This is a genomic window from Dermabacter sp. (genome assembly GCF_032550575.1).
Lineage (GTDB): Bacteria > Actinomycetota > Actinomycetes > Actinomycetales > Dermabacteraceae > Dermabacter > Dermabacter hominis.
In genome coordinates this window covers 63,821-78,667 of the sequence record NZ_JAWFZC010000002.1, presented here as the reverse complement: position 1 = coordinate 78,667, position 14,847 = coordinate 63,821, and the positions used below count along the sequence as shown (strand labels likewise).

Genomic DNA, 14,847 nt, shown 5'->3' with positions numbered 1-14,847 from the left:
TGGGGGTTATTCCTCGGGTTTAGCCCCCGCAACCTTCCGCATTGCCTGGCGTCGGAATGCTTCGCGAACCTTGACGACGAGAGGCCACTCGCGAGGCTCCGGCGCCAGCGCATATGGTGACAACTTAAAGTTGACGCGATTGATGCGAGGCATCCCGGGCGCGTCTATTCGATACTTCGTTGGAAACTCGTTGCACCAACCGACATACGGGAGGTCATCTTTATAAATCGGGACGACCTCCCATCCTTCCTCCCGAAGAATCTCGGCGTGGTAGTGGTCGCGCGCCGCCCGTTGCGGCTCTTCGTGGGAGCTTCCCTGATACTCCACAACGACCTTCTGAGCCGGATAGACGAGGTCACGATCGGGAACGACGATTCCTCCGGGCAGCGGGATAGGAGTATTGAGCTGCGGTTCGGGAAGGCCCGCCTCGACGAGAAGAAGGCGGCACTGAGTCTCCTGAGGTGAATCAGAGCCCACGCGAATATTGTCGAGTGCCCATCGCGTGTTGGAGGCACCGTCGATTTTTGGGTATTTCTCGCGCGCATCCTTGAGGTCAGCAATCGTGCAGTAGGGCCGGCTTCGCCCCTCGTAGTTCGGGCGCGGCCGACGCACGAGATAGTCGCCTACGGCCACGAGCTCAAACGGGTTCAGCACCGTCGCAAGATCAAGGAACGTTCTCTCGCGGGACATGATCCTGAGCGGCTTTTTCCACAGGGGCGCCGTGGAGGGGTGCCACGGCATTCCGACGCTTGCTGGGCCACCGTCGGCACCTAAGCCCGCACGAATCTGGTCGGGCTCCACAACAATGACATCGTCGCTTGCCAAAAGATGCTGCCGCCACTCGGCACATGGCTGCGTGGGGGAGCGGTGATGGTAGGGGTAAACAAAGTTCGGAAGGCCATTGAGTTTTTCGGGTATGTGAGCGTGAGCGTGTTGGATACGCGCCAGTTCCGGAGCTGGTGGGCATTCCTGTGCGAGGAATCTGGTGGGTAGAGGAAATCCCCACAAGAGTGCTGCCGAAATTTGAGAGAGCGCGGCCGTGGGACATGCGTGAGTCACGATGCGCGCGTAGTCCCAGCTTGTGGGCGAATGTTCCGTCGGAGCATAGATTCCCCGGTGGAGCTGCTGATAACTCGGCCCGCGGAGCTGATCGCGCGTGACAGCCTGCGCATAGGCCTCTTGGGACGTGAATGCGGTGTGCGCGAGGGCGGCCGGGATAGGAGCTCGGGTGCGTGCCATGGCTTGCATGCTATGGATCGGCAGCTGTCATCATGCGCGCCCCTGGGCGGAGTGGGAGAAACCGAGAAATGTGGAGCGCGAGCCGCCTCAGCGCGTTCGGCGAGAGTCGCTGTTCAGTCTCGAAACGCTCCTTAAACCGAAGAGGTGTGGGGGTCCGAGCCACGCGGCTCAAACCCCCACAACAACTATGCAATTTCAGGGAGAGGGGGCGGTATCCAAACCCCCGCAACCCCTATGCAATTCAGTTAGGAGAGGACGATGTTAACGAGCTTCGGCGCGCGCACGATCACCTTACGAACCTCGTGGCCCTCGATGAGTTTTTGCACGCGCTCCTCGGCAAACACTGCCTTCTCGAGCTCCTCCGCCGAGATCTCCGGATCAACCTCGATGCGGTGGCGCACCTTGCCCTTGACCTGGATGACGCACGTGACGGCGTCGGCAACGAGGTACTGCGGATCCGCAACCGGGTAGGAAGCGCGCGCGAGCGACTCGTCGTGACCGAGCTTCGCCCACAGTTCCTCGGCGAGGTGCGGGGCAAACGGCGAGACCATGAGCACGAGAGCCTCGACGGCCGAACGCGGAGCGCCGTCGCTGTCACTCGCCACCTTCGTGAGGTGGTTGACGAGCTCGATGAGACGCGCGATGGCCGTGTTGAAGCGCATGTGGTCCATGTCGGCACTCACGGCATCGATCGTTTTGTGAACAGCACGCAGCGTATCCACGCTGGCCTCGGCGTCGCTCACGACGCACTCGCCGGTGTCTTCGGATACGGCAAGGCGCCACAGACGCTGAAGGAAGCGCTGCGAGCCCACGACATCGCGCGTATTCCAGGGGCGCGACAGATCGAGCGGACCCATCGACATTTCGTACACGCGGAACGTGTCGGCGCCGAACTCGTCGTACATGTCGTCCGGGGTCGCGATATTGCGCAGGGACTTGCCCATCTTTCCGTATTCCTGGCGCACCGGCTTGCCGTCGTGAGTGAAGGTACCGTCGGCTTCCTCGACAACCTCGGAGGCGTTGACGTAGACGCCTCGCTCGTCGCGGTAAGCATAGGCCTGCACATATCCCTGGTTGAACAGGGTGTGGAACGGCTCGGCGCTCGCAAGGTAGCCGCGGTCGAAGAGAACCTTGTGCCAGAAACGTGCGTAGAGCAAGTGGAGAACGGCATGCTCGACACCACCGACGTACAGGTCGACACCGCCAGTGGGGGCGCCTTCACGCGGGCCCATCCAGTACTGCTCATTTTCGGGCGCCGAAATCTGGTCGTCGTTCGTGGGATCGGTGTAGCGGATTTCGTACCACGACGATCCGGCCCACTGCGGCATGACATTCATTTCGCGACGGTAGCGCTTCATGCCGTCGCCAAGATCAAGCTCGACCCATGCCCAGTCCTCCGCGCGCGAGAGCGGGGTCTGCGGCTCGGTGTCGGCGTCTTCCGGGTCGAAAGTCTTGGGGGAGAAGTCGTCGAGTTCGGGCAGCTGAACGGGAAGCTGATCGAACGGGAGCGCGATCGGGACTTCGGGTGCGTCTTCCGCGTACACGATCGGGAAGGGCTCGCCCCAGTAGCGCTGGCGGCTGAAAAGCCAGTCACGCAGCCGGTACGTCGTCTTTGCGTGGCCGAAGCCCTTCTTCTCGGCGAATTCGGTCGCGGCAGCGATCGCCTCGTCCTTGCTCATGCCGTTGAGGTCGAGCTCGTCGCTGCGCGAATTGATCTTCTTCCCGTCGCCCGTGTAGGCCTGTCCCTCTTCGAAATCGGCGGGCGGTTGAACGGTGCGGATCACGGGGAGCTCGAAAGCGCTCGCGAACGCGTAGTCACGTTCGTCTTCGGCGGGAACGGCCATGATGGCGCCCGTGCCGTAGCCCATGAGCACGTAGTCGGCGGTGAACACGGGAAGCGCACGGCCGTCCATCGGGTTCACGGCGAAAAGGCCCGTGAACACTCCCGTCTTCTCTCGCGAATCGGCGGTGCGCTCGGTGTCATCGAGTGCGGCGGCACGTTCCTTGTAGGCGGCGACGGCCTCGCGCGGGCTCGATGCTCCGCCGGTCCAGGCGGACTTCGTGTCTTCGGGCCACGCCTCGGGGAGAGCGCTGACGTCAGACAGCAGCGGATGCTCGGGCGAGAGCACCGTGAAGGTCGCGCCAAACAGCGTGTCCACGCGCGTCGTGAAGACGTCGAACGTGGAGTCGGCGAAGGCGGGGCAGCCGTCGGAATCCAGCGTGAACGTGACCTGCGCACCGCGCGAACGGCCGATCCAGTTCCGCTGCATGGATTTGACCGATTCGGGCCAGTTAACGGTGTCGAGATCCTCGAGAAGTCGATCGGCATACGCGGTGATGCGCAGGTTCCACTGGCGCAAGCGGCGCTTGAACACGGGGAAATCGCCGCGCTCCGAGCGGCCCTCGGCCGTCACCTCTTCGTTCGCGAGCACGGTGCCGAGACCAGGGCACCAATTGACCGGCGTGTCGCTGACGTAGGCGAGTCGGAAGCAGTTGACGAGCTCCGTCATCTCCTCGGGCGTGTACTGAATGAGGAAGTCGAACGGTGTGTCGTGCTCGGGATTCCAATGCTCGTGATCCGGCTTGCGGTCGTGCCACATCTGCGGGATGTCGATGCCCTGCTGCTCGGCGAGCGCGTACGGATCAACATCGCGATCCTGGATCGCGCCCTTGAGTTCCGAAATGGGCCGTGCAGAGCCGCGTGTGCCGTCAGCCTTCACGAAGTTCGGGTCGTACCACGAGTCGAACAACTGGAGGAATACCCACTGGGTCCACTTGACGAAATCGAGGTCGGTTGTGCGAAGCGAGCGGCGGGAATCGTGTGAAAGGCCGAGGCGGAAGAGCTGGCGGGCCATGTTCGCAACGTTTTCGTCGGTCGTGACGCGCGGGTGGGTGCCGGTTTGAATTGCGTACTGCTCCGCGGGCAGGCCGAAGGCGTCGTAGCCCATCGTGTACAGGACGTTCTTGCCGAGCATGCGGTTGTGGCGCGCAACGGCATCGGTCGCGATGTAGCCAAGCGGGTGGCCCACATGCAGCCCCTTGCCCGAGGGGTAGGGGAACATGTCCATGATGAACATTTTCTCGCCGAGTTCTTCGGCGCTGCGCCCATCGGAGAGCTCGCCCACGGGGTTGACGGCGTTGAAAGTACCCTGCTCGAGCCACAGCTTCTGCCATTTCTGCTCGATCTGTCCCGCGAGTTCGGCGGTGTAGCGGTATGGGGCCTCAGCCATCGTGTCCCTTTCCTCGTGTCGGTGTCGTGCGCCCTCGGTCTCGAGCGCGCATTCAATGTCTCTAGTCTACGTGCTGTGCCTTTGGGTGACCTCGTGAGGGTCCGACGGCCGCTTAGCCACCATCAGCCCGGCTGTACGCACCGTTTCTCGCCCGTAGGATGGGTGCATGGCGATTCATTTGAGCGAGTATTCGGAATCTTGGGTGGGCGATTTTATGGGGGTCGCAACGACCCTCGTGGACGCCCTCGACGGCCACGGCGGCCAGGGGATCGAGCACATCGGCGCGACCTCGGTTCCGGGCATGGTCGCAAGACCGATCATCGATATCGCGGTGGTCGCGGCGCCACTCGCGCTGGACGAGGCGTGCGAGGCGCTTGCCCCGCTCGGCTACGTGCCCGGCGGCGACGACCAAGAGGGCGAGGGGTTCCGAAAACTGAATACTCCCACGTCGGGAGTGCTTCACTCCCTCACCGTTTTCGATGAGGGATCGCCGCTGCTTCACGCGAGCGTCGCGGCGCGTCAAGTCCTCATGAACAGCCCCGAGCTCGTGGCGGAGTTTTCGGGCTACAAGCGAGGTCTTGCGTTCACGGGGGCGATCGACGTGGACGAGTACCGCCGCGCGAAGGCGCCCATGTTCCAGAAGGTTTTGCGCGAGGCGGGGATGGACGAGGACGCGCTTACGAGCCTCGCGGCGAGCTTCTAGGACTCTTTCACGAGGCGTGCGGCGAGGCGCGGCATCGCGCGCTCGAGCACGTCGAGAGTCCGATCGAAGTCCTCGGCGCCGCCATACCAGGGATCGGGGAGGGGATCGCCTGGCTCCGAGTCGGGGTCGAAGTCCGTCATGAGCGCGAGTTGTTCCTCGCGCGCGCCGAGCGCACGGAGCCGGTCGAGGTGGAACTGCTCGGCTGCCACGAAAAGATCGGTGCGCTCAATGTCGGAAGCGCTCACCTGTCGAGCGGCGTGGCCGCCCGCGTCGTAGCCCTGGGCTTCGAGCACGCGAGCCGCGCGGGCATCCATAGGGTTGCCGATTTCCTCGCTGCTCACCCCGACGGAGTTCACGGTAATGTTCTCGCCGCCGTCGAGAGAGGAAAGCGCGGAAAGAAGAATGCGTTCGGCCATCGGGGAGCGGCAAATGTTGCCCCAGCACACGGTAGTGACGATCATGCCTCGACCTTAACCAAAGAGGCTCCTTGCAGCCTTGAGAGCGGGGTTTTACCTCGAGGGAATCTGGTCGGGAGCTCCCGGCACAGCCTGGGCAGGATCGTTGCCGATTGCGACGATCCGATTCTTGTCATCGACGTGGACAATCCGCGGGGTGTGAGCGGTGGCCTCCTCCGGCGTGAACTGACCGTAGGCGATCAGGATCACGAGGTCGCCGGGGTGTACCAGGTGGGCCGCAGCCCCGTTGATCTTAATCTCTCCGCTACCCGCTTCGCCTCGAATCACGTAGGTTTCAAGCCGAGCCCCGTTCGTCACGTCGACGATGGCGACGAGTTCGTTTTCGATGAGGCCCGCGGCATCGAGTAAATCGGCATCGACGGTTACCGACCCCACGTAGTGAAGGTCGGCTTGCGTGACGGTGGCGCGGTGAATCTTTGAGGTCATGAGTGTTCGCAACACGATGCTCAAGTATTCCACCCCGTGGGCCATCGGGCAGCAGTCATAGACGTGAGTTTGCGAACGAATTGCCCGACCGTCTCTTCCGGTGTCGGGATGGCTCGCGGATACTTGAGGTGTTTACCGCCCCGTTGGGGCCCGGCGCTACGGCGCCCATGAGAAGCACAGGACCGCGCACACGCGCGCAGAAAGGGGCCACTGCCATGCCCAAGTCACGACGGACACACAAAGCAGAGCGCTTCGATGCGATGGCGCTTCCAGAAGAGCTCGTTCAAGAACTTCAGGCGCAAGGCTTCGAGCGTGCCTTCGAAATTCAAGAGGCAATCTTGCCCGATGCGCTCGCGGGACGCGACGTTCTTGCCCGCGCTGAAACTGGATCGGGTAAAACCCTCGCTTTTGCCCTGTCGATGTGTGCGCGTTTTCGGCATCGCAGCTCCCACAGGCGTCGGCCACTGGGAATGGTGCTCGTGCCTACTCGCGAGCTTGCCGTCCAGGTCGTCGACACAATTCACCCGTTCGCGCGTGCCGTTGGTATCAAGGCTCAGCTTGTGTCGGGTGGCATGAACATCGACAAACAGGCCGATGCGCTGCGTCGGGGCGTTGAGATCATCGTCGCGACACCGGGGCGTGTCGTCGACCTCGCTCAGCGGGGAGATCTCTTCCTTGACCGCATCGAGACGACGGTTATTGACGAGGCGGACCACATGGCCGACCTCGGCTTCCTTCCCGTCGTCACCGAGATTCTCGCGCACGTTGAGATGGGCACGCAGAAGATGCTCTTTTCGGCAACGCTCGACGACCAGGTCGATGCGATCACCGACCGCTTCCTCGTCGACCCCGTCACGCACGAGACGACCCCTGTCGCCGCGGCGGTGCAGAACATGCGGCACGTCGTCTATGCCATCAACCCAAAAAAGAAGCGCCAGATCACGGCCCAGATCGCGGCGCGCGACGGTCGCACCCTCCTGTTTACGCGCACGCAACTCGGCGCCGAACGCGTCGCCCAGGAACTCATTGAGGTGGGCATTCCCGCCGCGGCCCTGCACGGCAATAAACAGCAGGGCCTGCGCACGAACGTCCTCGCAGGGTTCCGCCAGGGGGCCTTCGACGTGCTCGTCGCGACCGACGTGGCCGCTCGCGGCATTCACATCGACGACGTTTCGCTCGTGCTGCACGTCGATCCTTCCGATGACGCGAAGGAGTACGTGCACCGCTCGGGCCGCACGGCACGCGCCGGGGCTTCGGGCGTCGTGGTCACTCTCGCCCTCCCACATCAGAAGGACAAGACTCGCCAGGTGCTCGAGGCAGCCCAGGTGAGTCCCGAATGGAGCGAGGTGAATTCCGAAACTGACGAGGTGATCCGGTATGTCGGAGGAAGGACACCGAGCGGGACCCCCGCCCGGGACCCTCAGCTCGTCAAATATAAGGGCGCGCCCCGTAAGCTCGATGTCACCAGGATGCGCGGAGCTAACTCGAGAAACGCCGCGGAACGGCGCGAGAACGAGAAGCGCCGCGCGGTATACGACGAGAACGAAAAGTCACCATTCTCGCGTACGCCCGGTTCTGGCAAAGGCCGCCGCACGGCCGGGAAGAAACGAGGGTCCGACGCTCGCCGGGCACGCGGTGCTTCCCCAGCCCGGTCGCGTGGCCAGCGCCGGTCGCGCTAAAGCTTCACCACACGTCAGATGATCCGCGTTCGACACGATAAGGAGTCCCTCGATGAGCGTCAGCCTGTTTGACCTGTTCAAGATCGGGATCGGCCCCTCGAGTTCGCACACCGTCGGCCCCATGCGCGCCGCGAAAGAATTCGCCGACGAGGCCCTTGCCCACCCCACTATTGGCCCCGACATCGCCGATGTCGAGGTGCATCTGTACGGCTCGCTTGCGGCGACCGGCATGGGCCACGGAACACTCGACGCGGTTGTCCTCGGTCTCGAGGGCAACGACCCCGCCACGATCGATCCCACCGAAGCCTGGGCGCGAGCGAAAGACATCGACGCCAACGGTGGACTCATGCTCGGCGGGCGCGTCCCGGTAAGCCTCCGCCCGTCCACGATCGTGCTGCACCCCCTCACCTTCCTTCCCGAGCATTCGAACGGCATGACCTTCGCGGTGCTCGATGAGGACGGCAACGAGCTCGACAAGCGCACGATGTTCTCGATCGGTGGCGGCTTCGTCGTCGACAAGGAGGAGCTCGAAGCCCAGCAGGCGTCGGAAACCTCCGCAGACGACAGCGCAGCGGGCGCCGATGACGGTGTGAAACCGATCTTCCAAAGCGGTGAGGAGCTTCTTCGCGTATGCGAAGAAAACGGCATCACGGTTTCACAAGCGATGCTCATGCGCGAGAGGCAATGGCGAACCGACAGCGAAATCCGCCAGGGGATCCTCGACATTTGGGCAGTCATGGAAGCCTGCATCGAGCGTGGCATGCACACCTCCGGTGTGCTCCCGGGCGGCCTCAACGTGCGGCGCCGCGCAGCAACCTGGCACGACGCCCTTCAGCTCGAAGACCCGAACCATCGCGCCGACAACGCATTCGAATGGGTGAGCCTCGCAGCGCTCGCAGTGAACGAGGAAAACGCGGGCGGCGGGCGCGTCGTCACAGCTCCCACCAACGGCGCGGCCGGGATTATCCCCGCGGTGCTGTATTACGCGCTCACCTACCTCAACTACGACGATCGTGATGACGTCATCGTGCGCTTTATGCTCGCAGCTGCCGCGTTCGGGTCGCTGTGCAAGGAGCGCGCGTCGATTTCCGGCGCGGAAGTGGGCTGCCAGGGCGAAGTTGGCTCGGCGAGCTCGATGGCCGCGGCGGGGCTTGCCGAAGTTATGGGCGCGAAGCCCCGGCAGGTCGAAAACGCTGCCGAGATTGCGATGGAACACAACCTCGGCCTCACATGCGACCCCGTCGGTGGTCTCGTGCAGGTGCCCTGCATTGAGCGCAACGCGATGGGCGCGATCAAGTCGATTACGGCGGTGCGCTTCGCGATGCGTGGCAATGGCGAACACTTCGTCTCGTTCGACACCGTGCTCGAGACCATGCGCCGCACGGGTAAGGACATGCACGAGCACTACAAGGAAACCGCAATGGGCGGCCTCGCCGTCACGGTTCCCGTGTCCTTGCCCGCGTGTTGAGGCACGTGGGCTACCGTTAAAGGCGAATGTCACGCGCCATGCGGGCGCGGCTTCCAGGACAGAAAAGGACGGCTAAGGCCTCATGAACGATAAAGCACGCGGCGACATCAACGGCGATTTCGCACCCGGAGAGAGCCCCGAAGAACTCGAAGCGGCGGCGAAGGTCGCCCCGGAGGTCTCGGAGCAGCGCTCCGAAAATGAACGCGCAACGCTCACCGAAGTTGCCAACTCCCTCGGCATTACGGCCGCGGTTGCGCTTCGCGCCCTTCGCGGCGAATCCGACATCAATTCGAGGCTCGTGACGTCCGTTCGCGAGACTGCCGAACGGCTCCATTACCCGCTCGAAGACCTCGCCCAGGAAGATGACCACCGCGGTGTCGTCGCTGTGCTCGTGAACACGATGCGCAACACGTGGATCTCCGATCTGGTTCGCTCGATCCGCATCGAGCTCGCCGCGACCGGCCGTCACGTCGTGGTTGTGCCGACTCGCCGGCGTATGCCCGAATACCCCGTCACGCTCGAGGAAGAAACGATCTCCTCGCTCACGGCGCTCGGGGTGGATGGCTTCATCATGGCCAGTGAGCTCCCCGAGCTCGACAAGGTCTTTGAGGCCATCGGCAACCGCCCCCTCGTCGCGATCGGTGGATCGAAAGAGCGCATCGGGAAGTCGGACACGGTCCGTATCGACGATGAAGCGGGCTTTGGTCTTCTCGTCGATCACCTTGTGAGTCTCGGCCACAAGGACATCGCTCACGTGGGTGGCGTGGGGTATGCCGTGGCGAAGGAGCGTGCGACCGCCTTCAAGGCCGCGATGAAGCGTCACGGACTCGAGGATCGTGCGCGCGTGGAGCCGGCGGACTTCAGCGAGCAGGTTGGGCAGACCGCCGGAGCGATGCTTCTGCGTGGCAGCCAGGTTCCCACCGCGATCACGTGCTCGAACGACGTGACCGCCGTCGGTGTGCTCTCGGCAGCAGCTGACGCCGGCTTCGATGTTCCCGCTCAGCTTGCCGTGACCGGCTATGGCAATACGTCGCTCGCGTCCTCGGGCATTGCGCAGGTGACCAGCATCGATCCGAACTCGCGCCGCATTGGGGCGCTTGGCGCGCAGATGCTCGTCGAGCGCATCGGCGGTTTCGAAGGGCCCGCACGCGACACCGCGGTTTCGCCGCACCTCATCGTGCGTCGTTCCTCGTCGGCAGGGCCTCGTCCCGAGCAGCAGCGCCGCAAGCGCGTGACGATCGACTAAACATCACACGACTAACCGGAGAAAACCCTTCGAAACCCCTGAATGACGCAGGGCCCGCATTGATAGGCTGAATGCATGATCAATTCCTCGAACGACCGCTCCTCGAACGAACGCCGAGCGAGCACGACCTCGCGGTCGATTGGCGAACTCGTCGCCTCGATCAAGAACGAATTCACCTCCGTGATCGACCAGCAGGTCGCAATCGCGAAGAAGGAAATCACCGGGATCGCCGTCAAGGGCGGCGCCGTTGCGGCGCTTGCCGCGGTTCTCGTGTTCTTCCTCCTGAGCGCGTGGGTGATGTTCCTCTTCTTCTGCGCGTGGGGCCTTGTGGCACTCGGTCTGCCGGCATGGGCGTCGTTCCTCATCGTGTGTGGCGCGCTCGTGGTACTCGGCGCGATCCTCGGCCTCATCGCCTACCTGATCGTCAAGAAGATCACCGCGCCCGAAGTCACCATCGAGACCGCCAAGAGCGCCGTCGAATCCGTTCAGGGCAAGCGCCGTGCCAATAGCGTTGACTACGACGACGCTTTCGAAGAGCTCTACGGTAAGCAGGTCAGCGCCGCGACGCCGCGCGAGATCTGACATCACGACCAACACGAAGCGAGGGGCGCCGCAAGCGCTCCTCGCTTTTTCGATACCCATGAGAGGCTAGGCTTAAGACGTGACTCTACGACTGCATGACTCGAAGACCAGGACCGTTTCGGACTTCACCCCGCTCAAGGACGGTGAAGTCTCGCTCTACGTGTGTGGACCGACTGTCCAGGACGGTCCCCACGTGGGGCATATCCGCACGTTCCTCGCGTTCGACGTGCTCGTGCGATGGCTGCGCAGGAGCGGGTACCGCGTGACCTACGTGCGCAACGTGACAGACATCGACGACAAGATCCTCGCGCGCGCCGCCGAGGAAGGTGAGCCGTGGTGGAAGTGGTCATACGCCAACGAACGAAAGTTTGGCGAGATCATGGACCGGCTCGGCGCCGTCCGCCCCGACTACGAGCCCCGCGCGACAGGCCACGTCACGGAGATGATCGATTTCATGCAGCGGCTCATCGAGCGCGGCCACGCCTATGCTGACGGGGAAGGAAGCGTGTACTTTGACGTTTCCTCCCTTCCCGAATACGGCTCGCTCACAAACCAGTCCATCGAGAACATGGTTGACGATGCGGAAGCCGCCTCCAACCTCAAGCAGGACCCTCGAGACTTCGCCCTGTGGAAGAAGGCTAAGGACGGCGAACCCACGACAGCGAAGTGGTCAACCCCGTTTGGCGAAGGGCGGCCCGGCTGGCACCTTGAGTGCTCGGCGATGGCGAAAAAATACGTGGGGGAGAGCTTCGACATTCACGGTGGCGGCCTTGATCTTCGCTTTCCGCACCATGAAAACGAGCAAGCGCAAAGCTACGGAGCTGGCTACGGCTTTGCGCAGCGCTGGATGCATTCGGGGATGCTCACAGTCGACGGGATGAAAATGGGCAAGAGCCTCGGCAACTTCATCACGGCCGAAGACGTCCTCGCCAAGCACTCGGCAGCAGCCGTGCGCCTCGCGATCGTTGGCTCCCATTACCGCACCAACGTGGAGTTCAACGAGACCACCCTCGCGGAAGCCGAGACCGTGCTCTCGCGCCTCGAAGGCACCCTCACGCGTGCACTCGAAGCAGTCAGCCAGCAAGGCGCGAGCGAAGCCCTGCGCGAGGTGGGCGAGAGCGAGCTTCCCGCGCGCTTCGTTGACGCGATGAATGACGACCTTTCCGTCGCCGAAGCTCTCGCCGTGATCCACGAGCGCCAGGGCGAACTGAACTCGCTTCTTGCCGAGCACACGAGCGACCCCCACGAGATTGCGCGCCGCGTAGGCGAGCTTCGCGACATGCTCGATGTTCTGGGACTCGACCTCGTGGGGCCCCAGTGGGCCGACGAATCAAGCGCCACCAATGCCGAACACGACGCCCTCGATGCGCTCATTAGAGCCCAACTTGAGGAGCGCGCCGAGGCACGTGCCAACAAAGACTGGGCGAGCGCCGACGCGATCCGAGATCGCTTCGCTGCCGCCGGCATTCGCATCGAAGACTCCGCGGGCTCCTCCCGTTGGAGCCTCACGAACTAGGAGAGACCATGGCAGGACACAAGAGCTCCCGCAAGGGCCCGAAGGTCGGATCCGGCGGCGTGCGCCGCCGCCGCCTCGAAGGGCGCGGCCCCACCCCGAAGGCGGAGGATCGCCCGCATCACAAGGCCTACAGGGGAACGCACGACACCGTCGGAAAATCCGGTGCCAAATCCGGCAAGCGCCGCCCACCGCGCAAGTCTCCTAAGGACGCTGCAAACCGCTCCACGGTGATCGCGGGACGCAACTCCGTTCTCGAGGCGCTCCAAGAAGGCGTGGAGGCTCTCTCGCTCACTCTTGCCATCCGGCTTGATGCAGACGAGCGCGTACGCGAGATCATGCGCCTTGCCCATCAAAAGGGTCTTCAGCTGCACGAAGCCACACGGGCCGAACTCGACCGACTCACCGACGATGCTATTCACCAGGGCGTCGCTCTCACCCTTCCGCCCTACGAGTACGCGAATCCCGCGGATCTCCTCGAGATCGCCGCGAATGATTTCGATACCCCGCTTCTCATCGCACTTGATGGCATCACCGATCCACGCAATCTCGGGGCGATACTCCGTAGCGCGGGCGCGTTCGGCGCCCACGGTGTGATCATTCCCGAGCGTCGAAGCGTCAGCATGACCGCGAGCGTCTATAAGGTTGCTGCGGGCGCCGCGACGCGCGTGAAGGTCGCCCAGGTGACGAACCTCAACCGCGCGATCGACTCGCTCAAGAAACAGGGTGTCTTCGTCGTTGGTCTCGATGCCGATGGTGAACTCGAGCCGCGGGATATGGACCTCGCAACGTCCCCGATCATGCTCGTCGTCGGTGCCGAAGGCAAGGGAATTTCACGACTCACGCGCGAGAAATGCGATGCGATTGTGTCGATCCCGATGGCGGCCGCGACCGAATCGCTCAACGCTTCTGTAGCCGCCTCGATCGTGCTGTACGAGATTGCAGGCACGCGCGCTCGCACGGGCCGAGCCTAACGTCAGCGGGTTCTAGAACTCCGTGTCCGTCACGATCGGAATCGCCGAGGTCTCCGACGTGATGAGGGCGCGTTCGTCTTGGCGATAGGTAAGGACGTTCAGGATGTAGTCCTGGACGGCCTTATCCCACGTCACATCCTTGCCGAGGCGCTGCGACATGAACCACTTGTGCTCGAGAAGCTCGTGGTAGAACTCGGGAGCCGGGAGCTTCTTGCGCATCGAGCGCGGGATCGCCCGCACGACCGGCTCATACTGTTCCTGAAGCCACTCGTGGGCGACGAACTCTTCTTCCTCACCCTGCTGATTCGTGAGAACCCGGTACTGGTCGAGGTCGTTGAGGAGCCGGCGCGCCTGGTTTTCTTGAGCGTCGATTCCCGTAAGGCGCATCAGCCGCCTTCTGTGGTGCCCGGCATCCACGACTTTCGGCTGCACCGACACGGTCGTGCCGTCGAGATCGGTTGTCATGTCGAGCTCGTCGACGTCGAAACCGAGCTCGTTAAGTTTCTCGATACGGGCGCTCACGCGCCAGCGTTCATTCGCGCTGAATGTTTCGCGGCCAGTGAGCGCATCCCACAGCTCGGTGTACCGCTCGAGTAGGAGATCACCGATGGCAATGGGATCAACGTTGTCAGGCAGCTGCTCTGCAGCCTGGAGATCGAGCATTTCGCCCACGATATTGGTGCGCGCAATGTCGAGATCGTATTCGCGCTGGCCTGTCGTCAGCTGGCTTTCGAGTTGACCCGTTTCGACGTCAACGATGTAGGCGGCGAACGCGCCCGCATCGCGCTTAAAGAGGGTGTTGGAAAGCGAGACGTCACCCCAGTAGAAGCCGACGAGGTGGAGGCGGACGAGCAGCACGGCAAGCGCGTCAAGAAGCTTGCGTGCCGTGTCTTCGCTGTTGAGCTGGGAGAACACCGCCCGGTAGGGGAGGGAGTACTGAAGGTGCCTCGTGATCAGGATGGCGTCGAGGTCGCGGCCGTCCTCGGCCGATTCGCGCCCGCTCACAACGGCAAACGGTTCAACGGCGGGGATTCCGAGTTTTCCGAGCAGACGCAAGGTCGTGAATTCGGCGCGCGCGAGGTTTTCGTTGATTTCCTTGAGAGCGAGAACTCGCCCACTCACACGGGCAAAACGGACGACGTGGCGCGAGATGCCGCGGGGAAGCGATGCGAGGAGTGAATCGGGCCAGTCGGCAAGGGGGAGGCTCCACGGCAGATCGAGGAGCGCCTCGTCCGCTCGCGCTGCGGAGATCTCGATGGGTGCCATGCCTTCTATTCTCTCCTACTGTCGGGCGATGTATGCAAAGAAGGC

At 63.2% G+C, this 14,847-nt stretch carries 12 protein-coding genes; 7 read left to right on the top strand and 5 right to left on the bottom strand.

Features of this window, described 5'->3' with window-relative positions; all coding sequences use genetic code 11:
• Positions 1 to 6: 6 nt before the first annotated feature.
• Positions 7 to 1,239, bottom strand: a complete 1,233-nt coding sequence (locus tag E6X30_RS03570; protein ID WP_316335750.1) for a hypothetical protein — start codon at positions 1,237 to 1,239, stop codon at positions 7 to 9.
• A 245-nt stretch (positions 1,240 to 1,484) separates the two neighbouring features.
• Positions 1,485 to 4,469 carry a leucine--tRNA ligase gene (gene leuS, locus E6X30_RS03565; protein ID WP_316335749.1) on the bottom strand — a complete coding sequence of 995 codons (2,985 nt, stop codon included), beginning with the start codon at positions 4,467 to 4,469 and terminating at the stop codon, positions 1,485 to 1,487.
• 166 nt (positions 4,470 to 4,635) lie between these two features.
• On the opposite strand from leuS, the gene E6X30_RS03560 reads away from it, so the two are divergent.
• Complete coding sequence (locus E6X30_RS03560) at positions 4,636 to 5,172, top strand: GrpB family protein (RefSeq protein WP_052126864.1); 537 nt, start codon at positions 4,636 to 4,638, stop codon at positions 5,170 to 5,172.
• Here E6X30_RS03560 and E6X30_RS03555 read toward each other — a convergent pair.
• Together E6X30_RS03555 and panD are read right to left on the bottom strand one after the other, a co-directional pair.
• Positions 5,169 to 5,633, bottom strand: coding sequence for a low molecular weight protein-tyrosine-phosphatase (locus E6X30_RS03555; protein WP_259873568.1), 465 nt, complete (start codon positions 5,631 to 5,633; stop codon positions 5,169 to 5,171). The genes E6X30_RS03560 and E6X30_RS03555 overlap by 4 nt on opposite strands.
• A gap of 48 nt (positions 5,634 to 5,681) precedes the next feature.
• Complete coding sequence (gene panD / locus E6X30_RS03550) at positions 5,682 to 6,074, bottom strand: aspartate 1-decarboxylase (RefSeq protein ID WP_311200903.1); 393 nt, start codon at positions 6,072 to 6,074, stop codon at positions 5,682 to 5,684.
• A 215-nt stretch (positions 6,075 to 6,289) separates the two neighbouring features.
• On the opposite strand from panD, the gene E6X30_RS03545 reads away from it, so the two are divergent.
• From E6X30_RS03545 to rlmB, 6 genes are all read left to right on the top strand, one after another.
• Entirely contained in the window at positions 6,290 to 7,753 is a 1,464-nt protein-coding gene (locus E6X30_RS03545) for a DEAD/DEAH box helicase (protein WP_316335748.1), read from the top strand.
• A 52-nt stretch (positions 7,754 to 7,805) separates the two neighbouring features.
• Positions 7,806 to 9,221 (top strand): L-serine ammonia-lyase, encoded by a 1,416-nt coding sequence (locus E6X30_RS03540; RefSeq protein WP_016664313.1) that lies wholly within the window; start codon positions 7,806 to 7,808, stop codon positions 9,219 to 9,221.
• 82 nt (positions 9,222 to 9,303) lie between these two features.
• Entirely contained in the window at positions 9,304 to 10,467 is a 1,164-nt protein-coding gene (locus E6X30_RS03535) for a LacI family DNA-binding transcriptional regulator (protein WP_259914503.1), read from the top strand.
• Positions 10,468 to 10,542: 75 nt separating this feature from the next.
• The gene (locus E6X30_RS03530; protein WP_016664315.1) at positions 10,543 to 11,049 is read left to right on the top strand and encodes a phage holin family protein; all 507 of its coding nucleotides are present in this window, start codon (positions 10,543 to 10,545) and stop codon (positions 11,047 to 11,049) included.
• A 79-nt stretch (positions 11,050 to 11,128) separates the two neighbouring features.
• Positions 11,129 to 12,565, top strand: a complete 1,437-nt coding sequence (gene cysS / locus E6X30_RS03525) for a cysteine--tRNA ligase (RefSeq protein ID WP_070459736.1) — start codon at positions 11,129 to 11,131, stop codon at positions 12,563 to 12,565.
• An 8-nt stretch (positions 12,566 to 12,573) separates the two neighbouring features.
• Positions 12,574 to 13,536 carry a 23S rRNA (guanosine(2251)-2'-O)-methyltransferase RlmB gene (gene rlmB / locus E6X30_RS03520; protein ID WP_316335746.1) on the top strand — a complete coding sequence of 321 codons (963 nt, stop codon included), beginning with the start codon at positions 12,574 to 12,576 and terminating at the stop codon, positions 13,534 to 13,536.
• Between the two features lie 12 nt (positions 13,537 to 13,548).
• Here the strand turns inward: rlmB and E6X30_RS03515 are convergent, their stop codons facing one another.
• Complete coding sequence (locus E6X30_RS03515) at positions 13,549 to 14,802, bottom strand: DUF4032 domain-containing protein (protein WP_016664318.1); 1,254 nt, start codon at positions 14,800 to 14,802, stop codon at positions 13,549 to 13,551.
• Positions 14,803 to 14,847 lie beyond the last annotated feature (45 nt).